The sequence below is a fragment of the Roseomonas sp. BN140053 genome (assembly GCF_047690175.1).
Lineage (GTDB): Bacteria > Pseudomonadota > Alphaproteobacteria > Acetobacterales > Acetobacteraceae > Roseomonas.
Map to the genome: position 1 here is coordinate 89,231 of NZ_JBLLEB010000002.1, position 22,767 is coordinate 111,997.

Sequence of the window (22,767 nt, forward strand, 5' to 3'; positions counted from 1 at the left end):
TTTCCCCGGCAGGCCGGAACTCACGGAACCGTGATGGATGCCGCTCGGCCCGCCACGCGCGGCTGGCTCCCTCACCCGCACGCCTTCGAAATGCCGCCAATGTGAGGCATCCTGCCGCGCCACAATGACCGGAACCCGGAATGAGCAGCGACGACACTCCCGCCCCGCAGGCCTCCGACACGGAACGGAAGATCTCGCCCCGGCGCTCCCGGGTGGCGATCGCCCTGGTGGGGCTGGTGGTGGCGGCGCTGGCCTGGATGGCGGTGGAACGCGCCGTCGTGGTGCGGCCGGGCACGGCGCAGATGGTGGTGGTCAGCCGCGGCGGTGAGGTGACGGGCATCTTCGGCCCCGGCCAGGTCGGCTTCATCAACCCCTGGACCCACACCCGAACCGCCTACGACACGGCGCTGCTCGCCTCCGACCGCTCCGCCGCCAGCCGCGCCATGCCCGGGCTGAGCGCCGAGGGGCATCCGCTGACGCTGCTCGGCGTCGCTTTCTGGCACGAGGGCAACGAGGCCGACCTGCGCTGGCGCTTCGCCCATATCCGCAGCCAGACCGAGGTGATGCAGGCGCTGATGGCGAGTTCCGTGCAGGCCGTGCTGGGCCGCTACGCCATGGACGACATCATCCACCGCAACGCCGAGCTCCAGGCCGCCCTGACGGAGGAGCTGAAGAACCGCGCCCGCGCGCTGCTCCGGGTGGAGGTGGTGTCCTTCGCCGTCACCGGGCTGGAGCCGGGCGACAGCTACCGGCAGGTCGTGGCGGAACGCGAGCTGGGCAAGGCGCGGGCGGCCTCCGTGGCCGGCTCCCCGGCCCTGACCTCGACCAACCCCAACGCGCTGGAGCTAGAGCGCATCCGCCGCTGGGACGGCCGCGGCACCATGCCGAACCTGGCCGGCAACAACGACACGCCCGGCAACGTCGCCCCGCCGCGCTCCGAGCAGCGCGCCGCCGCCGCGCCGTGATCCGTCCGCGCGCTCGTCCGGCAGCCCCGCCTCAGCCGGGCGCGGCATCCCCGGGGGCGGCGGTGAAGAAGGGCACCACCTTGCCGTCCCCCGCGGGGCGGAACACGGCCCGCACGGGCTGGCCGATGCGCAGCGCGTCCAGGTCGCAGTCCACGATGTTGCTCAGCATCGTCGGCCCTTCTTCCAGCGTCACGTAGGCGATGCAGTAGGGCTCGCGCGTGCGCCGCAGCACGCTGCAGGAATAGATCGTCCCGCGCCCCGAGGCGTCGCGCCAATGCGTGTCGTCGCTGAAGCAGAAGGGGCAGAACTTGCGCGGATAGGTGAAGAAGCGACTGCACGCGCCGCACTGCTTCACGCGCAGCACGCCGGCCGCGGCGCCCTCGAAATACGGCGCCAGCTCAGGGTCGATGGCGGCGGTCTTCTCGTCGGTGGGGGCTGCCATGGTTCACTCCCGCTCCAGCACGAGGGTGGCGCTGCCGTGGCGCGAGCCGAGCTGCCCGCCCGTGCCGTGCGCCAGGGCGAGGTCGCAGTTGGGCACCTGCACCGCCGGGTGTGCCTCCCCGCGCAGCTGCCGCACCGCCTCGATCACCTTGGTCATGCCGCCACGGTTGGCCGGGTGGTTGTTGCACAAGCCCCCGCCATCCGTGTTGAAGGGCAGCTTGCCGACGCCGGAGATCAGGTTGCCGTCGGCCACGAAGCGGCCACCCTCCCCCTTGGCGCAGAAGCCGAGGTCTTCCAGCTGGATCAGCACGGTGACCGTGAAGCTGTCGTAGATGGAGGCGTACTTGATGTCATCAGGCGTTACCCCGGCCTCGGCGAAGGCCGCAGGCCCCGACCAGGCGGCGCCCGAGAAGGTCAGGTCCACATCCCCGCCCATCTGGTGCTTGATCGCGTAGCCGGAGCCGCGCACGCCCACCAGCGGCCGCTTCAGCGAGCGGGCGATATCCGGGTGCACCACCACCAGCGCCCCGCCGCCGTCCGAGATCACGCAGCAGTCCAGCCGGTGCAGCGGGTCGGCGATCATCGGCGAGTTCAGCACGTCCTCCACCGTCACGACGTCGCGCAGCATGGCGTGCGGGTTGTGCTGCGCGTGGTGCGACGCCGCCACCTTGATCCAGGCGAGCTGCTCGGAGGTGGTGCCGTACTGGTGCATGTGCCGGGCCGCGCACATGGCGTACATGCTGGTGACCACGGGCCGGTAGGGTTCCTCGAACGGCGCTTCCGCCGCCGTGCTGCCGCTGCGCACGGCCGTGCCGGTGGCCAGCCCGTCCGCGCGTGGCCGCCCTGCGAGCGTGATCAGCGCCACGCGGCAGCGGCCGGCGGCGATGGCGTCCGCCGCGTGCGACACGTGGTTGATGTAGGCCGACCCCCAGGACTCCGTGGTGTCCAGGTGCCGCAGCCGCAGCCCGAGATAGTCCACGATGGAAAAGGGCCCGGTGCCCGGCGCTTCCCAGCCCGGCACGTCGCCGGCACAGAAGAAGCCGTCCACGTCGTCCTTGCTCAGGCCCGCATCGGCCAGGGCGCCCGCCGCGACCTCCGCATGTAGCTGCATCAGCGAGCGGTCGCCGGCATGGCGCAGCGGGTGCTCATAGGCTCCCATGACGTAGGCCCTGGACCGCGCCACCCCTGTTCCTCCCCGCCCCCGTTTACCGGCGCCGCATGGCGAGCCGAATCCGGCCGGGAGCTAACGGCATCGGGGCCGGATCGCGCAAGGCCGCCCCCCTGTGCGCGGCGCCTCAGTTCGCCCGGGCGGAATGCTGCATCAGCGCGGCGCGCAGCGGGTCGGAGCCGGGGTTGTAGGCCTGCATCTCCACCACGATCTGCCGCGCCACCACGTCGCGGCCGTAGTAGTTCCGGTTGCTCTCGGCATCGCGGGTGAAGATCGAGCCTTCCAGCGCGATGCCCAGGAACAGCCCGCGCGACCGCGCATAGGCCACAACATCCGCCCCCACGGCCGAGGTCGTCGACCCGTTGATGCCGCCGCCGATCGTGGCCACCGCGACGGAGGCATCAGCGCCCAGCTTGAACTGGTTCTCCATGATCGCGCGCAGGCCGCGGTCGGTCATGATCAGCATCAGGATCTGCATGTCCTGGATGCCGATCTGCAGCCCGATGGACCCGGCGCCCATGCCGTAGAAGGCCGGGCCGGACCAGGACCCGGCGCCGTCGCGCGCCACCAGCACGCAGGGCCCGCCCTGGCCGCCGATCAGGAAGCCGGCGCGGAACACGCGGGGGCAGATCATCGCCGCCCGCGCCCGCCGGGCCGCGTCCTGGGCGTCGCGCAGGATGTTGGGGTCGCCGACGCCGAGCATCTCCTGCACGGTCAGGGTGGCGCGGTCCACCAGCGCCTGCTCCTCCGCCTGCGCCCATGCCCGTCCCGGCAGGAGGGAGCCGCAAAGGGCCGCAGCACCCGCCAGCAGCAACATCGCGCGTCGCATGAGTATCATCCCCCAAACCCTTGTGCGGGGGCGGTTTTGGCCATCCCCCGCCCCGCTTCTACCCCAGCGCGGGCGCCCGAACCAAGCGCCGCGTCGGGGTATCCGTGTTGGGGCATCCGCGTCAGGGCATCGGCGTCAGGCCCGGCGGCTCCTCGTTCACCGTGCCCACGCGCCAATGCCCTCCCAGGCTTTCCAGCCGGGTGAGCGACAGGTTGCGCACGGAGAACTGCAGCGCCTGGTGCCCGGTCATCGCGCAGGCATGGGCGAGGCAGGCGCGGATCGACCCGCCATGCGCCACGATCACCAGGTCCTCGCCGGGATGGTCGCGCACCAAACCGTCCAGCACCGGCCCGACCCGCGCCACCACGTCGGCGACGTTCTCGCCGCCCGGCGGGCGCTCATCGGCGGAATGCGGCCAGAAGGGGTGCGGCGGGTCGCGCAGCAGCGCCGTGAAAGCCTCGTGCGTCAGCCCCTGCCATTCGCCCAGGTTCTGTTCCCGCAGCGCGGGCAGCACGGTGGGCTCGCTCTCGGGGTAGCCGGCGGCGAAGATGGCGGCCGCCGTGGCGCGGGTGCGGGCCAGGGGGGTGCAGAACCAGCGTGCCGGCCGCGGCAGGCGCTCGGCCAGCCAGGTGTGGGCCGCGACCTCGGCCGCCAGGGCCACGCCGCACAGCGCCACGTCCATGTCGCCGTAGACGGTCAGCCGGGCGGAAGGCTCCACGATGGCGTGGCGGATCAGGAACAGGCGGGTCGGCGTCATGCGCCCGTTCTGGCGCGCGTCGCGGGGCTTGGCCAGGGGCGCCCGGGCATCCCCGCCGCGCGTCCGGCACGCTCAGCGCAGGTTGGTGGGGTCGTGCAGGCGCATCGGCCCGGTGGGCATCCCGTGCAGCACCCGCAGCAGCTGCGCCGCCAGGGCCGCATCCTCCAGCGCACCGTGCAGGGCACTGGCCCGGCGCAGGCCGACGGCGGCGGTGGCGGCGTCCAGCCCCGCCCGCTCGCCGGGCCGGTGGCGGCGCCAGGCGCGCAGCGTGCAGTATTCCGCCGTCCAGGGACGCGGCAGGCCGGCGCGGCCGAACTCCGCCCCCAGCATGCGGCGGTCGAAGGCGAGGTTATGGGCGCAGGCCACCGCCCCGGCGAAGAAGGCGGCGATCTCCGCCGCATGCGTCGCGAAGGCGGGCTGCCGCGCCAGGAACCGGTCGCTCATCCCGTGCACCCGGGCGGCGCCGGGATGGCAGCGCCGGCCCGGCGCGAAGACCAGGTGCAGCGTCGCCACCGGGTCCAGCGCCTCGTCCAGCCGCACCGCGCCCAGGGACACCACGCGGTCCTCGGCCGTGCAGCCGGTGGTTTCCGTGTCGAAGACCACCGCCTCGGTGCCGGGGGGCAGGCGCATCACGCCACCTCCGCCAACAGGGCCGCGGCGCGCCCGTCGCGCGCGGCCAGGGGACGCAGCAATGCCACCAAGTCGGGCCGCCGGCGCAGGGCCGGGCCGCAGCACCGCGCCGCCCGCAGCAGCGCCTCCGCCGCCTCCCCCTCGGCCCCCGCCCGCTCGCGGGCCAGCAGCAGCCGCAGCAGCGCCGGCGCCGCCGAGCCCGGCGCGACCTCCGCCGCGCGGCGCAACAGCGCGTCCCGCTCCGCCGGCCCCGCCTCCAGCACCCGCAGGCTCAGCGCCAGCGCTTCCGTCTCGCCCCGCAGCTCCGGCGGCAGCAGCGGCACCGAGGCTTCCGCCGCCGCGCGGAGCAGCCCCACGGGCAGCCGTTCCTCCGCCGCCATGTCGCCGGCCCAGTCCGCCTGTTGCAGTTGCAGCCCCTGCCGGGCCGCGTGCTCGTGCAGCGCGCGGTGGATGTTGCGCCAGGGCAGCCCGCCGGGGGCATAGGGCAGCAGCAGTGCGCGGGCATCGCACCAGCGGGCCATGCTGTCCGCATCGGCCAGGGCGAACATGTCGGCCACCTCGTCCCCGGCGCGCAGCTCGGGCACCAGCACCGTGCGCGCGGGCAGCGGGTCGGGACGGGCCAGCCGCCCAAACTCCATGTCCGGCCGGCTGCGCAGCACGGCGGCGAAGGGCCGCCCCGCCCGGATCTCGGCCCGCTGGCGCAGCAGGTCGCAGTGCCACCAGCGCCACACCATGCGGGTGCTGTTGCCGTCGTAGTGCCGGGTGAAGCCGCCGTCGCGCCGCGGCCCGCGCAGGGGCGGCGGGTCGGCCAGCACCGCATCCGCCTCGATCTCCGCCTCCGCCCCCGGCAGCAGGTCGCGGACCTCCTCCGCGGACACCTCGCCGGCGCGGGCTTCCTCGGCCTCCAGCATCGCGCCCAGCGCGGGGAGGCGCAGGTGCAGGAACTCCGCCTGGAAGCTGGGCGGCAGCAGGAAGCCGGCCGCCGCGTCGAAGCGCCGGGCGACCTGGTGATGGTTCATGGTGCCGTGACGCTTGGTGCCGCGCCGCCGCCACAGGCTGACGAAGTAGCGGGTGCCCGGCCCCCCGAGCATCCCGTGCAGCCGCCGGGCGGAAGCGGCCCAGTTCCTCGCCTGGCCGGAAATGCAGACGGCAAAGCCCGAAGTGTCCGACATCACCGCCGCAGGATAACAGGCCCGGCTGCCGGCCTCGACCCCCTCTCCCCCGGTGCCCGCCGCCGGCCGTGCCCGCGCTGCCGCCTTTGCCCGTGCCCGACCGGCCCTCCTCGTCGGGCTCCGTCCGGCCGCCCTCGCCTGCTTGCCCTCAGCCGCGGGCGTGCGGCGCGTCGAAGTCCAGCATCGGTCCCAGCGGCACGATGCCCGTCGGGTTCACCGTGGCGTGGCTCATGTAGTAGTGCCGCTTGATGTGGTCGAAATCCACGGTGTCGCGCAGGCCCGGCCACTGGAACAGCTCGCGCGTGAAGCCCCACAGCGCCGGGTAGTCCACCACCCGCCGCAGGTTGCACTTGAAGTGCCCGGCGTAGACCGGGTCGAAGCGCAGCAGCGTGGTGAACAGCCGCCAATCGGCCTCGGTGATACGGTCGCCGCACAGGTAGCGACGCCGGGACAGGATGCCCTCCAGCCAGTCCAGCGAAGCGAAGAGCGGCCGCACCGCTTCCTCGTAGGCCTCCTGGCTCGTGGCGAAGCCGGCCTTGTACACGCCGTTGTTCACCGTGTCGTAGATGCGGGCGTTCAGCGCGTCGATCTCGCCCCGCAGCTCGACGGGGTAGTAGTCGCCCTCCCGCGCGCCGACGCCGTCGAAAGCGCTGTTCAGCATCCGCACGATGTCGGCGGATTCATTGCTGACGATCGTGTTCCGCTGCTTGTCCCACAGGATCGGCACGGTGGCGCGGCCGCTGTGGTGCGGCCTGGCCTTCTGGTACAGCTCGTACACAGCGGTGGCGCCGTTCACCGCGTCGGGGATCACGCCCTCGCCAGCGTCGAAGGTCCAGCCCCGTTCCCCCATCAGCCAGTGCGTGACGGACAGGGAGATCGCGTCCTCCAGCCCCTTCAGCGCCCGCAGGATCGTGGTGCGGTGCGCCCAAGGACAGGCGCGGGCGACGTAGAGGTGGTAGCGCCCGGGCTCCGCGCGGAAGCCGCCCTCGCCGGTGGGGCCGGGGCTGCCATCCGGCGTGATCCAGTTGCGGAACGGGCTCTCGGAGCGCACGAAGCGGCCGCCGCTGCCCTTCGTGTCGTACCACTGGTCCCGCCACTCGCCGTCCACCAGCACGCCCATACACCGGCCTCCTCGCCCTCGCCGCTGGGCGCACCCGGCCGCGCGGCAGGATGCCGCAGGGCTGGGCGCGCCGGAAAGGGCACCGCCGAAGCGGTGGCGCCCTCCCCTCGCCCCGTCAGTCCTCCTGGCCCGCGACCGGCACATCCTCGGCCGGCACGGCTTCCTCGGTGCTGGCGGAGGGCACCGGCGCCGGCGCCTCGTTCAGCCGGTTCAGCGCCCGCGTCGCCCGGCGCAGGGCGATGGAGGTGCCCTCGTCCAGTTCCAGCGCGAAGAGCAGCACGGAACGCCCGGTGACGAGGTACTCGTCGCCGCTCTCGAACAGCTCCACCTCCAGGCCGTTGGGCAGGTTGGTGTCCATCAGGCAGTGCCAGGTGCTGCCGCCCACCACCTCCGGCAGGCGGAAGCTGACCACGTCGTGGTGCGCGTTCACGATCAGCAGCGCCGTGGTGTCCATCGCCGGGCGATGGATGCCGGTGGCCCGCGCCCGGCCGTCCAGCAGCATGCCCAGGCAACGCGCGCTGGGGTCCTCCCAGTGGCCGGACTCCATCGGCTGCCCGCTGGGGGAGATCCACTCGACGTCCTTGACGTCCAGCTCCTCGTTCACCCGCCCCGTCAGGAAGCGGCCGCGGCGCAGGATCGGCAGCGTCTTGCGCAGCGCGATCACCTTGCGGGTGAAGCCGATCAGGTTCTGCCCGTCCTCCGACAGGTTCTCCCAATCGATCCAGTTCAGCTCGTTGTCCTGGCAGTAGGTGTTGTTGTTGCCGCCCTGCGTGCGCCCCAGCTCGTCGCCCGCCAGCAGCAGCGGCGTGCCCTGGCTCAGCATCAGCGTGGCGAGCAGGTTGCGCTTCTGCCGCTCGCGCAGCGCGTTGATCCCGAGGTCGTCGGTCGGCCCCTCGGCGCCGCAGTTCCAGGACTTGTTGTCGGAATGGCCGTCGCGGTTGTCCTCGCCGTTCGCCGCGTTGTGCTTCTCGTTGTAGGAGACGAGGTCGTGCAGGCAGAAGCCGTCATGCGCGGTGACGAAGTTCACCGAGGACCAGGGCCGCCGGCCGCGCTTGTTGAAGGCATCGCCCGACGCCGTCATGCGGGTGGCCAGCTCCGGCAGCTTGCCCTCGTCGCCCTTCCAGTATTCCCGCACGGTGTCGCGGAACTTGTCGTTCCATTCCGCCCAGCCCGGCGGGAAGCCGCCGACCTGGTAGCCGCCGGGGCCGATGTCCCAGGGTTCGGCGATCAGCTTCACCGAGCTCAGGATCGGGTCCTGCCGGCAGCTGTCCAGGAAGCCGCCACCCTCGTCGAAGCCGTAGGGCTCGCGGCCCAGGATGGTGGCGAGGTCGAAGCGGAACCCGTCCACGTGCATCTCCTGCACCCAGTAGCGCAGGCTATCCGTGACCATCTGCAGCACGCGCGGGTGCGACAGGTTCACCGTGTTCCCGGTGCCGGTCTCGTTGATGTAGTACCGCTTGTCGTCGGGGATCAGCCGGTAGTAGCTGGCATTGTCGATGCCCTTGAAGGACAGCGTCGGCCCCTTCTCGTTGCCTTCGGCGGTGTGGTTGTACACCACGTCCAGGATGACCTCGAGCCCGGCATCGTGCAGCCGCGCCACCATCTCCTTGAACTCGCTCAGGCTGCCGGTCGCGGAATAGCGCAGCTCCGGTGCAAAGAAGGAGATCGTGTTGTAGCCCCAGTAGTTGGCCAGCCCCTTGTCCGTCAGGTGCTGGTCCTGCACGAAGCCGTGCACCGGCAGCAGCTCCACCGAGGTGACGCCGAGCGCCTTGATGTAGTCCACTACCTCCTTCTGCCCGAGCCCGGCATAGGTGCCGCGCAGCGCTTCCGGCACGGCCGGGTGCAGGCGGGTGAAGCCTTTAACGTGGGTCTCGTAGAAGATCGTCTCGCTCCAGGGCACGGAGGGCGAGCGGTCCTGGCCCCAGGTGAAGGCGGGGTCCACCACGCGGCTCTTGGGCATGAAGGGCGCGCTGTCGCGCTCGTCATAGGTGCCGTCCTCACCGCTCTCCATCTGGTAGCCGAAATGCGAGGGGTCCCAGCGCAGCTCGCCTACCAGTCCCTTGGCGTAGGGGTCCAGCAGCAGCTTGTTGGGGTTGAAGCGATGCCCGTTGGCGGGGTCGTAGGGCCCGTGCACGCGGTAGCCGTAGACCGTGCCGGGACGCGCATCGGGCAGGTAGCCGTGCCAAACCTCGTCCGTGTATTCCGGCAGCGAGATCCGCTCCAGCTCCGTCTCGCCCTTGCTGTCGAACAGGCACAGCTCGACCTTGGTGGCGTTGGCGGAGAACAGCGCGAAGTTCACCCCCAGCCCGTCCCAGGTCGCCCCCAGCGGGTGCGGCCGGCCTTCCCGGATGCGGAGCTCGCGGTTGACGGCGGCGGTCGCGAGACTGGCGCGACCGATGGACGGCTTGGCATCGGACATGGGCATGGGGACCTATTCGGAGGGAGGCAGGCCGCGCCGGGGAACACGGTGCCAGCGAGCGAAGAACCGTCCGGGCCGCCGAGGGTTGCGGTGCAGCGTAGCCCGTCCACCGCGCGCGGATGCCGCGCGCGGCGCCCCGCCATCCGCCCGCGCAGCGGAGGCCTGGGCGGGCGGCGGAACGGCGGCGGGGAGCGGAACGGCGGCTCAGGCCGGCAGGCCGCGGTCCCGCAGCATGGCCGCGACATGGTCCACGAAGGCCCGCACCTTGGGGGCCATCAGCCGATTGGTCGGGTAGACGGCGAAGATGCCGCTCGCCGGCAACTCGTGGCCGGGCAGCACGCGCCGCAGGCTGCCGGCGGCCAGGGCGTCGGACACCGCCCAATCCGGGATGGCGACCAGGCCGACGCCGGCCAGCGCCGCGGCGCGCAGCGATTCCGCGTTGTCGGTCAGCAGCACCGGGCGGACCGGCACCACCGCCTCCCCGATCCGCCAGGTGTCCCGCCAGGGCAGCGGCGAGAAGCCGATGCAGCGATGCGCCGCCACCTCCGCCGGCTCCCCCGGCACGCCGCGCTCCGCGAGGTAGCCGGGCGAGGCGGCGAGCACCACGCGGGAGGTGGCCAGCCGCCGCACGACCAGGCCGGGCGCCGGTGCCTCGGCGACGCGGATGGCGAGGTCGAAGCCGTCCTCGACCAGCCGGGCGGAGCCGGAGGCCTCGACGAACTCCACCTCGATCGCCGGGTGCGCGGCGAGAAAGGCGGGCAGCCCGGGCATCAGGTGGCGGGCGGTGAAGCATTCCGGCGAGGCGATCCGCAGCCGCCCGGCCGGGGCGGCCTGCCAGGCCTGGGCTTCCAGCCGCGCCGCCGCTTCCTCCGCCAGCAGGCGGCAGCAGCGGAGATAGAAGGCCTGCCCGGCCTCGGTGGGCCGGACCTTGCGCGCGGAACGGTCCAGCAGCCGCACGCCCAGGCGCTCCTCCAGGGCACGCACGGTCTCGCTGACGGAGGATTTGGCGGTCTGCAGGCGCCCGGCGGCGGCGGTGATGCTGCCGGTTTCCACCACCCGGACGAAGGCCTCGATGCCGAGAAAGGGTCGCATGGGGCGCAATGTTCGCCCCGGCGAACATCCTGTCCACGAACACCGCCTGCCCCGGCGCGGGCAAATCGGGAAGATGGCGGGGCGGGGCAACGGGCCCCATCACGGTGGAAGGAGCGGGGAATGCCGCACGCGACCGAAGGAAAGGCCAGGGTGCCGGAGGCCGGCCCGATCGAGGCCGGCGTCACCGAGGCAGGGAGTGGCGAGGTGCTGGACGTGTTCGGCGGGAGCATGGTGGTCAAGGCGGACCCCACCCGGCACGGGCTGTTCCTGGGCGAGCACGTCGTCCCGCCCGGCTACGCCGTGCCGCCGCACGTCCATGCCGGGGATGACGAGCTGTTCTTCGTGCTGGACGGGGAGCTGACCCTTCTCGGCGCGGCGGTCGAGCGGCGCGTCGGGCCGGGGGACACGGTGCAGCTGCCCGGCGGCTCGCGCCACGGCTTCCGCAACGACACGGCAGCGGCCGTGCGCTTCCTGGTGATGGCCCGGCCGGGGCTGCAAACGGCGGAGATGTTCCGCCACTTCGACCGGGCCGGACGGGCGGCACCCGGTGGCCTGACGCCGCCGGAGATCATCGCGATCTGCGCGCAGTACGGCGTCGAGATGGGCTGAGGCCGCCGCCATGGCCCCTGCCCGGCGCGCAGCCCCCCGCGGGACAAGGCCCTGCGACCCAAGGCCACGCTGCCTGCCTGGGGCGGCGGCGGGCGGGCCCGACGCGGCGTGTCAGATTCGCGCGTTTCTGCCACATCGCACGCTGCGCTTGACGGGCAAGCCGCTGGATTGATAGGATTATTATCCGGAGAAACGGGCCGGATCGGGACGTCCGGTAAGGAAGTAAGATGGTAAGGAAGTAAGGAAGTAAGGCGAACCGCCCGCTGGCGACCGGCGCTCAGCCGGCCCGGCGGCTGCCGCGCTTCGGAACCGCAGGGCCCGCCGGCGCCGCGGCCTCCTGGCCGTAGCCCATGGCGGCGGAAGCCGCCGCGGCCGCCCCGGCCAGGGCCTGCGCCACCTCGCCCTCCGGCCCGGTGTCCAGCACGCCGGCCGAACCCAGGGCGGTCAGCGCCGCCGCCAGCACGCCTTCGTGGTCGAAGATCGGCGCCGACACCGCCACGGTGCCGGCATAGACCAGGCTGTCCGTGCGCGCGAGGCGCTGCCGGCGCGTGTCCTCCACCACCCCGCGCAGCTCGGCCGACAGGCCGCGCGACGGCAGCTGCTTCTCCGAGCCCGGCAGGAAGGCCAGGAAGATGCGCCCGCTGGCGGAGGAGCCGAGCGGCAACGCGAAGCCCAGCTTGATGGTCAGCGGCACGGGATGGCTGCCATCCACCCGCGCCACGATCACCGGCGCGCTGCCGGACCAGACGGACAGGTGGATCGCCTCGCCCGTGCTTTCGCGGAACAGCCGCATCGGCTCGCGCGCCGCTTCGCGCACGTCCAGCCGGCCCAGCGCGGCGAGGCCGAGCTTCAGCGCGTAGGGACCCAGGGCGTAGCGCTCGCCCCCGGCCTCCTGCATCACCAGCCCGACGGCGCGAAAGGACACGAGATGCGCGTGCGCCCGGCTCGGCGCCATGCCGGCCGCGGCGGCCAGGTCCTTCAGCGGCATCGGCCCGGGATGCGCTTCCAGGGCGCGGATCAGCCCGAAGCCCGCCACGATCGAGCGGACGGAGCGGCTGTCGGCCGCCTCGGCGGGGCCATCATCCTCGATCCCGGCATCTCGGCTCATGCATCCCTCCTCGCCCGGCGCCCGGCCCGCGTCAACCGGGCGGCCTCGCCGCGTCAGGGCGCCCCGGGCTCGTTGTCCGGCGCCGGGCCGGGCGGCGGCACCGGTGTCGCCGCGGCGCTGCCGTCCTCGGCCGCCGCGTAGCGGTAGCGGAAGTCGCAGTGGCTGGCGCCGCCCATGATGGTCTGCGTGCGGCGCATGTGCAGGCGCGGGTCGTAGCCCTCGCAGAAGGCGCCGTCGCGCTGGCAGGACAGCAGCGGGCCGATCTCCGCCAGCCCCATCTCGCGGTACATCTCGGCGTAGCGGCAGCGCGTCACGTTGAAGTCGAAATGCGTCTCGTCGCGGCCGACCACCTCGATCTCCAGCGCGTCCTCCGCGGTCCAGTGCGACTGGATGTCCACGAAGCTCTGCAGGCTGGTGCCGCCGGGCGCTTCCGCCGCGAAGCGCGCCGCCTGGGCGATCGCGGAACGGCGGACGGATTCCGCGATCACCCGCCGCGCTTCGGCGGTGCCGTGCGCGGCGCGCAGCGTCTCGTAGACCTCCCTGAGCAGCTCGGCCTCGATGCGGCGGCGCTCGATGATCGGCAGGGGCTGGGTCATGCGCGGATGCGTCCTCAGCGGCGCCGCTGGTCCGGCGGCACGAAGAAGGGGGTGGGCAGGAGTTCCGGCTCCTCGAAGGCCAGCAGCGCCTCGCGGTGGCGGTCCAGCTCCTCCTGCAGGATCGCCTGGCTGACCGATTGCGACACCCGCAGCGCGCCGCTGGCCAGGCCGGGAATGTCCGGCGTCAGCACGCCGTGGCTGATCGCGCCGCTGCCGTTGAACAGCCGCAGCCGTGCCAGCGCCGGGCAGGCGCCGGGCTCGCGCTCCACCAGCTCGTAGCCCGGGCCGAGATAGGGATAGCGCGCCAGTTCGGGAAAGCGGGCGGCTTCCTCCGGGTCGACGCGGTCGCGCCACAACAGGGCGTGCGGCGCGAAGGCCGCCAGTTCCGGGCGGCGACCCAGGTCCACGGCGAAGCCCGTGGCCAGGATGGCGGCATCCGCCGGCCGGCGCTCCGTCGCGGTCACCACCGTCACCCCCTCCGGCCCCGGCACCAGGTCCGTCCAGGCGTCGCTGAAGCGCAGGGAAAAGCCGGGATGGCGCAGGCAGCGCAGCACGGATTCATGCGGCGGCGGCGAGGACACCCCGGCCAGCAGGGTCAGCATCTGCCAGCGGGTCCGGTCGTCCAGCCCGGCGAAGCCGCGCTGAAAGGCCGCGCTCATGCCGCGGGTCTTGTTGACCTGCGGCAGGAAGGGGCGCCGGGCGGACATGACCACCTCTGCCACCCCGGCTTCCAGCGCCGTGGCGGCATTGTCGAAGGCCGAGGCATTGGCGCCCAGCACGGCGATGCGGCCGCCACGGAAGCGCTCGAAGGGGATCACCTCGGCGGAGTGGAACACCCGGTCGCCCCCGGCCTCGCGGTTCGGCAGGGAGGGAAACACCGGCATGTTGCGGCCGCCGCTGCCTTCCCGCCCCGAGGCCAGGACCACCTGCCGCGCGAACACCGCCTCCTCGCCCCGCGGCCCTTGCAGGGTGGCGCGGATCAGGTCGCCGGCGGGTTCCAGCGCCACCAGGGTCACGCCGTTCTCCACGGGGATGCCGAGCACGTCGCGCAGGAACAGCAGGTAGTCGCGCCAGTCCAGCCGGTCGATCTTGTACAGTGCGTCCCAGCCAGCGGCGCCGTGCTGCGCCTCGAAGAAGGCGCGAAAAGTCAGGGAGGGAATGCCGAGGTCGGGCCCGTTCAGCTGCTTGGGCGAACGCAGCGTCGGCATGCGAGCATAGGTGCCCCAGGGGCCCTCCTCGCCCCGCGCGGCGCGGTCCACCACGCGCAGGTTCCGCACCCCGTCGCGCTGCAGCGCGAAGGCGGCGGTCTGGCCGAACATGCCGCCGCCCACCACCAGCACCTCCAGCGCCGGGCGGCCGTCCGGTCCCGCGGCGCCCAGCGGCCAGTTCGGCGGCGGGTGGTTCAGCCGTTCCAGGTCGCGACGGATCTCCGCCCGCAGCGCGTCCAGCCCGGTCGGGGCCGCGATGTCCATCAGCCCACCCCCGCGATCGCTGCCCGGCCGCCGCGATCCGGCGCCGCGGCCGCGCCCTCCCCGGTGCCCGGCGCGATCACCGGGGCGCGGCCGCCGCCTGCCACCATGCCCGGACGCCGCGTCACGCCCCCGCCCCCGGCACCAGCCCGGCCGGTGGCGTCCAGCCCCGCCCCGGCACGGAGGCCAGCAGCGCCCGGGTGTATTCGTGCCGCGGGGCGCCGAAGACCTCGGCCGCCGTGCCCTGTTCCACCACGGCGCCCTCGCGCATCACGGCGATGCGGTCGCAGATCTGCGCCGCCACCCGCAGGTCGTGGGTGATGAACAGCATGGACAGGCCGAGCCGGCCGCGCAGCTCCGCCAGCAGCCGCAGCACCTGGGCCTGCACCGACACGTCCAGGGCGGACACCGCCTCATCGGCCACCAGCAGTTCCGGCCGCAGCGCCAGGGCGCGGGCCAGGCCGATGCGCTGCCGCTGCCCGCCGGAGAATTCGTGCGGGAAGCGGTCGGCGGATTCCGGCCGCAGCCCCACCAGCTCGAACAGCTCCCGCGCCCGGGCCATCGCCTCCGCCCGCGGCACGCCGTGCACCATCGGCCCCTGCGCCACCAGCTCCCCCGCCCGGCGGCGCGGGTTCAGCGAGGCGTAGGGGTCCTGGAACACCATCTGCACGCGGCCGGTTTCCCGCCGCATGGCGCGGCGCGACAGCTTCGCCAGGTCGACCTCGCCCAGCCGGATGCTGCCCGCCTCGGGGTCGAGTAGGCGGATGATGCAGCGCGCCAGTGTGGACTTGCCCGAGCCGCTCTCGCCCACGATGCCCAGGGTGCTGCCGCGCGGCAGGCTCAGGCTGACCTCGGACACCGCCCGCACCACGCGGCCGCGCCCGAGCAGCCCGCGCCGGCCGAAGGTCTTGGAAACGCCCTCCACCACCAGGATCGGCGGTGCGGTCCCTGCCTCCGGCGCCCCCGGGGTGGTCGCGTCCCGCCCCACCGCGGCGCGCGCATCCCGCGGCGCCGCCGGTTTCGCCGCCACGGCCACCGATAAGGGCGGCACGGCGGCGATCAGGGCGCGGGTATAGAGGTGCTGCGGGCGGTTCAGCACCGCCTCCGCCGCGCCCTGTTCCACCAGCACGCCGCCCTGCATCACCGCGATGCGGTCGGCGATCTCCGCCACCACGCCGAAATCGTGGGTGATGAACAGCACCCCCGTGCCACGGCGCCGCTGCAGGTCGCGGATCAGCGCCAGGATCTGCGCCTGCGTGGTCACGTCCAGCGCCGTGGTCGGCTCGTCCGCGATCAGCAGCTGCGGTTCCAGCGCCAGCGCCATGGCGATCACCGCCCGCTGCCGCTGGCCGCCGGACAGCTGGTGCGGAAAGGCGCGCAGCACCGCGGGCGGGTCGGGCAGGCGCACTTCCTCCAGCAGCGCCAGGCTGCGCCGGCGGATCTCGGCCCGCGGCAGGTCGGTGTGGATGCGGAACACCTCGCCGACCTGGTCGCCGATGCGGTGCAGCGGGTTCAGCGCCGTCATCGGCTCCTGGAAGATCATGCCGATGCGCGCGCCGCGGATGCGCCGCATCGCGGCTTCCGTGGCGCCCAGCAGGTCCTCGCCCGCCAGCCGTGCCTCGCCCCCGGCCACCTGCACCTCCGGCGGCAGCAGGCGCATCAGCGTACTGGCCAGCATCGACTTGCCCGAGCCGCTCTCGCCCACGACGCAGAGCACCTCGCCGGCGGTCAGGGACAGGGACACGCCGCGCAGCGCGAAGTCGCGGTCGGCCCCGGGCGGCAGGCGCACCGACAGGTCGCGCACTTCCAGCAGCGCGCTCATGCCGGGGCCTTCAGGCGCGGGTTCAGCGCGTCGTTCAGCCCTTGCCCCACCAGCGACACCGCCAGCACGGTCAGCAGGATGGCGAGGCCCGGGATAGCCGACACGTACCACTGCACCCGCAGAACCGTGCGGCCCGAGCCGATCAGGTTGCCCCAGGAGGCGATGTTGGGGTCCGAGAGGCTGAGAAAGGCCAGGGCGCTTTCCAGCAGGATGGCGGTGGCCATCACCACGCTGCTGTACACGATCACCGGCGGCAGGGCGTTGGGCAGGATCTCCCGGAAGATGATCCGCGCATCCCCCATGCCCAGGGTGCGGCAGGCCTGTACGAACTCCCGCTCGCGCAGGGTCAGGAACTCCGCCCGGCACAGCCGCGCCGTGGCCGGCCAGGACACCAGCCCGATCGCCAGGGTGACCGTGCGGATGTCGGAGCCGAACACGGCCACCAGCACCAGCAGCAGCAGGAAGCTGGGCAGGGTCTGGAACGCCTCCGTGACGCGCATCAGCACGTCGTCCACCCAGCCGCCGTAGTAGCCGGCCAGGGCACCGACGCAGATGCCGATCAGCACGGAAACGCCCGTGGCCACCAGCCCGATCAGCAGCGTCACCCGCGCTCCGTGAAAGATCTGCGCGGCAATGTCGCGGCCGCGCGGGTCGGTGCCCAGCGGGAAGCGCGGATTGGCGTTGGGCCATTGCAGCGGCCGCCCGGCCAGGCCGAGCGGGTCGCTGGGAAACAGCAGCGGCGCCGCCAGCGCGGCCGCGATCACCAGCACCAGCAGGAACAGCCCGATCACCGCCACGGGACTGCGGAGATAGCGGCGCCAGAAGCCAGGGCGCCGCACCCCTGCCCGCACCGTCCCAGCCGTGCCGGGTGATCCGCCGGTTCCGGCAGCTCCGCCGTCCGCGGCGAGCTCCGTTCCCGGTGCGGCCGCCGCGCCCTCGCCCGCCGCCATCTCAGCGGCTCCTGAGGATGCGCGGATCCAGCCGGGCATAGAGCAGGTCGACGCAGAAATTCACCGCGATCACCAGCAGCGCCGACACGAAGGTGATCCCCAGCAGCGTGTTCAGGTCCCGCTGCACCACGGATTCATAGGCCAGCCGCCCCAGCCCTGGCAGGGCGAAGACGCTCTCCACCACCACCGAGCCGCCCAGCATGGTGCCGGCCTGCAGCCCCACCAGCGTCACCGCCGGCAGCAGCGCGTTGCGCAGGGCGTGACGCACGGTGACGCCCATCTCGCCCAGACCCTTGGCGCGGGCGGTGCGGATGAAGTCCTGCGTCATCACCTCCAGCATGGAGGCGCGCATGATGCGAAGGTAGGTCGCCAGGAAGATCAGCGCCAGCGTCACCGTGGGCAGCGCCAGGTGCAGCGCGATGTCGCCCGCTCGGCGCCAGCCCGTCAGCCCGGCGCCGATCTCCTCGAAGCCGCCGGCCGGCAACCAGCCCAGGTTCACCGCGAAGAGCACGATCCCCATCAGCCCGAACCAGAAGGACGGCGTGGCGTAGAAGATCAGCCCCACCGTGGAGATCAGCGTGTCCGGCCAACGATTGGCCCGGCGCGCCGCGACCACCCCCAGCGCCAGCCCGCCGGCAAAGGCGAAGCTGAGCGAGGAGCCCATCAGCAGCAGCGTCACCGGCAACCGCTCCGCGATCACCTCCGCCACCGGCTTGCCGTAGATGGCGGACTGGCCGAGGTCGAGCTGCACCAGCCGCCACAGGTAGCGCCCGAGCTGCACCGGTACGCTCACGTCCAGCCCGTAGAACTGGCGCAGCGCCGCGATCTGCCCGGGGTCGCCGCCGCCGATCTGCGCCACCAGGGCGTCCACCGTGTCGCCGGGCGCCAGCTGCAGCAGCAGGAACAGCCCGACCAGGATGATCAGCAGCGTCGGCAGGCTGGACAGCAGCCGCCGCAGGGCGAGACCGAGGACGCGCATACCCCCGGCTCAGGCGGGCGCCAGCCAGGTGTCGTGCCAGGAGGCAGAGGGCCAGCGCGGCGTGTTGTGGTCGTTGCGCAGGCGCTTGCTGGTGGCGGAATAGAACTGGCGCTCCGTGATCATCCAGATCGGGAATTCCTCGTTCACCGCCGCCGTCCATTCCGCGTAGAGTGCCTTGCGCTTGGCCGGGTCCAGCTCCGCCGCGGCACGGTCGGTCAGCTGGTCGACACGGTCGGACTGCCAGCCCCACTGGTTGGTCCAGGGCGCGCCCTTGGGCGAGCCGGAGCGGTACCACACGGTGGTGGAAACCGCGGGGTCGCCGCGGTACTGGTGCCAGCCGGTGGCGATGTCGAAGTTCCAGTCGCGGTAGATGGTGGACAGCGCCCCGGCGATGTCGAGGTTCACGATCTCCACACGGATGCCGACATTCTGCAAGGATTGCTGGATGAAGGTGGCCAGCAGCGGCACGTCCTCGCCGTTCATCAGCGGCACGAGGCGCAGGCTGAAGCGGATGCCGCCGGCGCCGCGACGGTAGCCGGCCTCGTCCAGCAGAGCCTCGGCGCGGGCCTTGTCGAAGGGATAGGGCTGCCGCGCCCCTTCCGGGTAGAAGGCCGGGGAGGAGGAGGGGATCGGCCCGGTGGCCGGCTTGCCCTGGCCGTAGAGGAAGTTCTCCAGGAAGAAGGGCACGTCGATGCTGTGGGCGATGGCGCGCCGCACCCGCACGTCGGCCAGCTCCTTGCGGCGGTGGTTGAACTCCAGCGTGTTGTTGAAGGCGTTGGCTTCCAGCCCGCGTGTCGACACGGTGAAGCGCCGGTCGTCCTTCAGCCGGTCGAGGTCCGCCAGCGACAGCGCGTTGTAGGAGGACACCTGCGCCTGCCCGGTTTCCAGCGCCGCCGCGGCCGCGGCCGGGTCGGTGATGAACCGCCAGACCACGCGGTCCAGCAGCGGCTCGCCGGGCTGCCAGTAGTTCGGATTGCGCTCGGCGGTGACGTACTGACCGCGCTCGTACTGCACGAACTTGAAGGGGCCGGTGCCGACCGGGGCGGTGTTGGCCGGGTTCTCCAGCACGTTGGTGCCGGCGAAGACGTGCTTGGGCACGACGTAGCCGAGGTCGCAGAGGGCGCGCAGCAGCAGGTCCAGCGGCATGGGCTGCGAATAGCGGAACACCGCCGTGTGCTCGTCCGGCGTCTCCACCGCCGTCAGGTACTGCTGCAGCTGCGTGCTGTAGTTCAGCTGAGTCTTCCACAGCTCCATGGCGCTGTACTGCACGTCGGCCGCCGTGAAGGGCTTGCCGTCGTGCCAGGTGACGCCCTGGCGCAGCCGGAAGGTAATCGTCTTGCCGTCCGGCGCCGCGTCCCAGGCCGTGGCCAGCACCGGGGCGGGCTTGCCCGCCGCGTCCAGGTCCACCAGCCCCTCGATCATCTTGCTGGTGATGACGTAGACGCCGGTGGAAGCCCGCAGCGCCGGGTTCAGGATGCGCTGCTCGCTCAGCATATGTACCGTCAGCACGCCGCCGCGCCGCGGCGCGTCCTGCGACCAGGCCGCGCGCGGCAGCGCCCCGGCCCCCGCCAGGGCGGAGGCGGACAGGAGGAGGTCGCGGCGGTTGATCATCGTGGCGAATCCGGAACAGGAAGGGGGCGTCGCGGCACGATAGCCTGCCGATGCGTCGGCGTCAGTATTGTCGCATCCGCCAACGGGTGAACAACGGGCCGACCCCGACATAATACGAAATTGAATCGTGCTTTCTGCACACGACCGAAGCCGCTGCCACTTTGGAGAGCACTTGTGGGGTTGCTGGGCAGGGATAGCGCAATTTCCTGAAGATCGCGTGAAAACGCCTTTGACATCGAGGGCGTGAGGACGCCACATTGCCACGTCCTGAACACCTGTTTCACATATGAACGGGGTGCTGCCTTGGAAGTCCAGACCATGACCGCTGATCTGGCCACGGCCCCGCGGCCTGCAGCGCCCGCCTCCTCCGCTGCCACGGTGCTGGAATTCGCCGGCGTCACCAAGCGCTTCGGCGGCGCGCGACGCGGCACGACGCCCTTCACCGCCGTCAGCCAACTCTCCTTCGACGTGCGGGCCGGCGAGTTCGTGTCCATCGTCGGCCCGTCCGGCTGCGGCAAGAGCACGGTGCTGAACCTGGTGGCCGGGCTGGACCGCCCCAGCGAGGGCGCGATCCGCCTCAGCGGCGCGGAAGTGGCCGGTCCCAACATGCAGGTCGGCTTCATGCTGCAGAAGGATCTGCTGCTGCCCTGGCGCACCATCCTGCGCAACGTCGAGTTCGGCCTGGAAGCCCGCCCGATCGGCCGCGAGGAGCGCCGGCAGCGGGCGCTGCGCGAGCTGGACCGCTGCCGGCTGGCGGATTTCGCCAACCACTACCCGTTCCAGCTCTCGGGCGGCATGCGGCAGCGCGCGGCGCTGGCCCGGACGCTGGCGATCCAGCCCGACGTGGTGCTGCTGGACGAGCCCTTCTCGGCGCTGGACGCTCAGACCAAGTTGCTGCTGCAGCGCTCCTTCGCCCAAACCATCCACGCTTCCGGCGTGACGACCCTGCTGATCACCCACGACCTGGCGGAAGCCACCGCGATGTCCGACCGCATCCTGGTGATGAGCGAGCGGCCCGGCCGCATCGTCGAGGAGATCGCGGTGGACCTGCCGTACCGCGACGACCCGATCGCGCGGCAGGGCACGCCGCGGGCGCGCGAGATCATCGCGCATCTCTTCCAGTCGCTGCACCTCGCCGAGCGCGAGGCCTGAGAACCATGCCGCACGATGCCGGCCGATCCGAGGAGAACAGGGCGATGCTGTCACTGACGAGACGTGGCCTGGGCAAGGCGGCGCTGGCGACCGGCCTGCTGGCCGCGGGTTCCCGACGCGCCGTCGCGGCGGAGAAGGTGAACTACCTGTTCCCCGCCCCCTCCTTCCTGCCGGCCTTCGTGCCGCACCACCTCGCCCAGTCGCGCGGCTACTTCACCGCCGAGGGCGTGGAGGTCACCTTCCAGCTCGGCCGCGGCGGCGCCGACGTGGCCAAGCAGGTGGCGCTGGGCAATGCCGAGATCGGCGGCGGCAGCGGCGACACCGCCATGATCGTGCGCGCCAACGGGTTGCCGGTGCGCGGCGTGGCGCTGCTGGGCGGCGGCTCGCTGTACCAGATCGCCACCCGCAAGGACCGCAACATCCGCTCCCTGGCCGACCTGCGCGGCAAGAAGATCGGCGTGATCGCCTTCGGCGACACCGGCTACTACGCCCTGCTGGGCGCCTTGGCCGGCAGCGGCATCCGCAAGAACGACGTGCAGATCCAGGCGGTGGGCGCCGCCGGCATGGTGCAGCTGATGCTCTCGGGCGACCTGGACGGCATCACCGCCACACCAGACTGGGCCGACAACATCGAGACCGCCGGCACCGCGCTGGACTACCACGCCCTGGACCGGGTGTTTCCCGCCCTCGCCCAGGCCGTGCTGACCTCCGACAAGATGACGCAGGAACGGCCGGCGGCGGTGCGCGGCGTGGTGCGCGGCATCCTGCGCGGCGTGTCCGCCTGCATGCAGGACCCTGCCGCCGCGGCCGCCGACTTCTGCAAAGCCGTGCCGCAGCAGGCCGGCAAGGAAGCCGAGATCGAGCGCATCCTGCGCCGCTACGTCACCACCGTGTACCCCACCGCCAAACCCGAGGACCTCGGCCGCTTCGACGCGGAGCGGCTGCGGGTGGTGCAGAAGTTCTACGTGGACAACGGCGTGATCCAGACCGCCGCCCCGGTCGAGGACCTGTACAGCAATGCCTTCGTCTGAGGCCCTGGCCCGTCCCGACGCCGTGCCGGCGGTGGCACCCGTCGGCACGGAGGCGCTGCGCCCGGTGTGGCGCGACTGGGCGGGCAGCCTGCTGCTGCCGGCCGCGACCCTCGCGGTGGCGGCGGCCGTGCTGGTGACCTGGCAGTTCCTGCCGGCGGCGCTGGGCGTGCCGAAATACATCATCCCCTCCGTCACCGACATGGTGGCGGAGATGGGCCGCATGTGGACGCAGGAAGGGCTGCTGACCCACCTCGTCTCCACCGCCACCATGGCGACGCTGGGCTTCCTGGCGGGCGGCCTGCTGGGCGCCGTGTGCGGCTACGCGCTGGGCCTGTCGCGGCTTTGGGAGAAGGTGCTCTCCCCCTACATCCTGGCGCTGCAGATCGCGCCCAAGGTGGCCTTCGCGCCGCTGTTCATCATGTGGTTCGGCTACAATGCCTGGCCGAAGCTGATCGTCACCGTGCTGGTGGTGTTCTTTCCCATCCTGGTGAACGTGTTGCAGTCGGTGAAGACCGCGGACCGCGACCTCGTGAACCTCGCCCGCGCTTATTCCATGAGCCGGTCGCAGATCTTCTGGAAGGTGCTGTTCCCGACCTCCATGCCCAACCTGCTGGCCGGCCTGCGCATCGGCGCCACCCTGGCGGTGATCGGCGTTACGGTGGGCGAGCTGGTGGGTGGGCAGATCGGGCTCGGCTACCTCATCACCTACGGCGAGAGCCAGGCCAACACGGCCATGGTGTTCAACGCCATCCTGCTGCTGACGGCCATCGGCATCGTGCTCTACTGGGCCGTCGCCGCCGCCGAGGCGCGCATCCTCCACTACCTGCCCAAGGCACAGTGAGGGTGG

The 22,767-nt window shown here is 72.4% G+C and carries 22 protein-coding genes; 5 read left to right on the top strand and 17 right to left on the bottom strand.

The window, feature by feature from the left end; translation table 11 throughout:
- Positions 1 to 140: 140 nt before the first annotated feature.
- Positions 141 to 965 (top strand): SPFH domain-containing protein, encoded by an 825-nt coding sequence (locus ACLIBK_RS02570; protein ID WP_415385650.1) that lies wholly within the window; start codon positions 141 to 143, stop codon positions 963 to 965.
- Between the two features lie 31 nt (positions 966 to 996).
- Here the strand turns inward: ACLIBK_RS02570 and ACLIBK_RS02575 are convergent, their stop codons facing one another.
- The 9 genes from ACLIBK_RS02575 to ACLIBK_RS02615 all read right to left on the bottom strand — a co-directional run bounded on the left by ACLIBK_RS02575 (position 997) and on the right by ACLIBK_RS02615 (position 10,593).
- A complete protein-coding gene (locus ACLIBK_RS02575) occupies positions 997 to 1,407 on the bottom strand; it encodes a Zn-ribbon domain-containing OB-fold protein (RefSeq protein WP_415385651.1) in 411 nt (136 codons plus the stop codon).
- A gap of 3 nt (positions 1,408 to 1,410) precedes the next feature.
- Positions 1,411 to 2,589 (bottom strand): thiolase domain-containing protein, encoded by a 1,179-nt coding sequence (locus tag ACLIBK_RS02580; RefSeq protein ID WP_415385652.1) that lies wholly within the window; start codon positions 2,587 to 2,589, stop codon positions 1,411 to 1,413.
- A 112-nt stretch (positions 2,590 to 2,701) separates the two neighbouring features.
- Entirely contained in the window at positions 2,702 to 3,403 is a 702-nt protein-coding gene (locus ACLIBK_RS02585; RefSeq protein WP_415385653.1) for a lipid-binding SYLF domain-containing protein, read from the bottom strand.
- A gap of 121 nt (positions 3,404 to 3,524) precedes the next feature.
- Positions 3,525 to 4,160: a histidine phosphatase family protein gene (locus ACLIBK_RS02590; protein WP_415385654.1), complete on the bottom strand. Its 636-nt coding sequence runs from the start codon at positions 4,158 to 4,160 to the stop codon at positions 3,525 to 3,527.
- 72 nt (positions 4,161 to 4,232) lie between these two features.
- A complete protein-coding gene (locus ACLIBK_RS02595; RefSeq protein ID WP_415385655.1) occupies positions 4,233 to 4,790 on the bottom strand; it encodes an exonuclease domain-containing protein in 558 nt (185 codons plus the stop codon).
- Positions 4,790 to 5,962 carry a hypothetical protein gene (locus ACLIBK_RS02600; RefSeq protein WP_415385656.1) on the bottom strand — a complete coding sequence of 391 codons (1,173 nt, stop codon included), beginning with the start codon at positions 5,960 to 5,962 and terminating at the stop codon, positions 4,790 to 4,792. Before ACLIBK_RS02600 ends, ACLIBK_RS02595 begins: the two co-directional genes overlap by 1 nt.
- A 148-nt stretch (positions 5,963 to 6,110) precedes the next feature.
- Positions 6,111 to 7,082: a glutathione S-transferase family protein gene (locus tag ACLIBK_RS02605; protein WP_415385657.1), complete on the bottom strand. Its 972-nt coding sequence runs from the start codon at positions 7,080 to 7,082 to the stop codon at positions 6,111 to 6,113.
- Between the two features lie 115 nt (positions 7,083 to 7,197).
- Positions 7,198 to 9,501 carry a glycogen debranching protein GlgX gene (gene glgX / locus ACLIBK_RS02610; RefSeq protein ID WP_415385926.1) on the bottom strand — a complete coding sequence of 768 codons (2,304 nt, stop codon included), beginning with the start codon at positions 9,499 to 9,501 and terminating at the stop codon, positions 7,198 to 7,200.
- A 204-nt stretch (positions 9,502 to 9,705) separates the two neighbouring features.
- Positions 9,706 to 10,593: a LysR family transcriptional regulator gene (locus ACLIBK_RS02615; protein ID WP_415385658.1), complete on the bottom strand. Its 888-nt coding sequence runs from the start codon at positions 10,591 to 10,593 to the stop codon at positions 9,706 to 9,708.
- Positions 10,594 to 10,713: 120 nt separating this feature from the next.
- Between ACLIBK_RS02615 and ACLIBK_RS02620 the strand changes: the two genes are divergently transcribed.
- On the top strand, positions 10,714 to 11,202 hold the full coding sequence (locus ACLIBK_RS02620; RefSeq protein ID WP_415385659.1) for a cupin domain-containing protein: 489 nt from the start codon (positions 10,714 to 10,716) through the stop codon (positions 11,200 to 11,202).
- A gap of 277 nt (positions 11,203 to 11,479) precedes the next feature.
- Here ACLIBK_RS02620 and ACLIBK_RS02625 read toward each other — a convergent pair whose 3' ends face one another.
- From ACLIBK_RS02625 to ACLIBK_RS02660, 8 genes are read right to left on the bottom strand one after another with little or no spacing between them, the layout of a single operon-like run.
- Positions 11,480 to 12,310: an IclR family transcriptional regulator gene (locus ACLIBK_RS02625; protein ID WP_415385660.1), complete on the bottom strand. Its 831-nt coding sequence runs from the start codon at positions 12,308 to 12,310 to the stop codon at positions 11,480 to 11,482.
- 53 nt (positions 12,311 to 12,363) lie between these two features.
- Positions 12,364 to 12,906, bottom strand: coding sequence for an L-2-amino-thiazoline-4-carboxylic acid hydrolase (locus tag ACLIBK_RS02630; protein WP_415385661.1), 543 nt, complete (start codon positions 12,904 to 12,906; stop codon positions 12,364 to 12,366).
- A 14-nt stretch (positions 12,907 to 12,920) separates the two neighbouring features.
- Positions 12,921 to 14,378 carry an FAD-dependent oxidoreductase gene (locus ACLIBK_RS02635; protein ID WP_415385662.1) on the bottom strand — a complete coding sequence of 486 codons (1,458 nt, stop codon included), beginning with the start codon at positions 14,376 to 14,378 and terminating at the stop codon, positions 12,921 to 12,923.
- Entirely contained in the window at positions 14,378 to 14,503 is a 126-nt protein-coding gene (locus ACLIBK_RS02640; protein WP_415385663.1) for a hypothetical protein, read from the bottom strand. Before ACLIBK_RS02640 ends, ACLIBK_RS02635 begins: the two co-directional genes overlap by 1 nt.
- Entirely contained in the window at positions 14,500 to 16,197 is a 1,698-nt protein-coding gene (locus ACLIBK_RS02645; protein ID WP_415385664.1) for an ABC transporter ATP-binding protein, read from the bottom strand. Before ACLIBK_RS02645 ends, ACLIBK_RS02640 begins: the two co-directional genes overlap by 4 nt.
- Positions 16,194 to 17,147: an ABC transporter permease gene (locus ACLIBK_RS02650; RefSeq protein WP_415385665.1), complete on the bottom strand. Its 954-nt coding sequence runs from the start codon at positions 17,145 to 17,147 to the stop codon at positions 16,194 to 16,196. The genes ACLIBK_RS02645 and ACLIBK_RS02650 overlap by 4 nt, the downstream gene beginning before the upstream one ends.
- A gap of 1 nt (position 17,148) precedes the next feature.
- The gene (locus ACLIBK_RS02655; protein WP_415385666.1) at positions 17,149 to 18,126 is read right to left on the bottom strand and encodes an ABC transporter permease; all 978 of its coding nucleotides are present in this window, start codon (positions 18,124 to 18,126) and stop codon (positions 17,149 to 17,151) included.
- Between the two features lie 9 nt (positions 18,127 to 18,135).
- Positions 18,136 to 19,737, bottom strand: coding sequence for an ABC transporter substrate-binding protein (locus ACLIBK_RS02660; RefSeq protein WP_415385667.1), 1,602 nt, complete (start codon positions 19,735 to 19,737; stop codon positions 18,136 to 18,138).
- Between the two features lie 318 nt (positions 19,738 to 20,055).
- Here ACLIBK_RS02660 and ACLIBK_RS02665 point away from each other — a divergent pair, with 318 nt between their 5' ends.
- From ACLIBK_RS02665 to ACLIBK_RS02675, 3 genes are read left to right on the top strand one after another with little or no spacing between them, the layout of a single operon-like run.
- Entirely contained in the window at positions 20,056 to 20,889 is an 834-nt protein-coding gene (locus tag ACLIBK_RS02665; protein WP_415385668.1) for an ABC transporter ATP-binding protein, read from the top strand.
- Positions 20,890 to 20,933: 44 nt separating this feature from the next.
- A complete protein-coding gene (locus tag ACLIBK_RS02670; RefSeq protein WP_415385669.1) occupies positions 20,934 to 21,920 on the top strand; it encodes an ABC transporter substrate-binding protein in 987 nt (328 codons plus the stop codon).
- Positions 21,907 to 22,761, top strand: a complete 855-nt coding sequence (locus ACLIBK_RS02675) for an ABC transporter permease (protein WP_415385670.1) — start codon at positions 21,907 to 21,909, stop codon at positions 22,759 to 22,761. The genes ACLIBK_RS02670 and ACLIBK_RS02675 overlap by 14 nt, the downstream gene beginning before the upstream one ends.
- Positions 22,762 to 22,767: the final 6 nt, after the last annotated feature.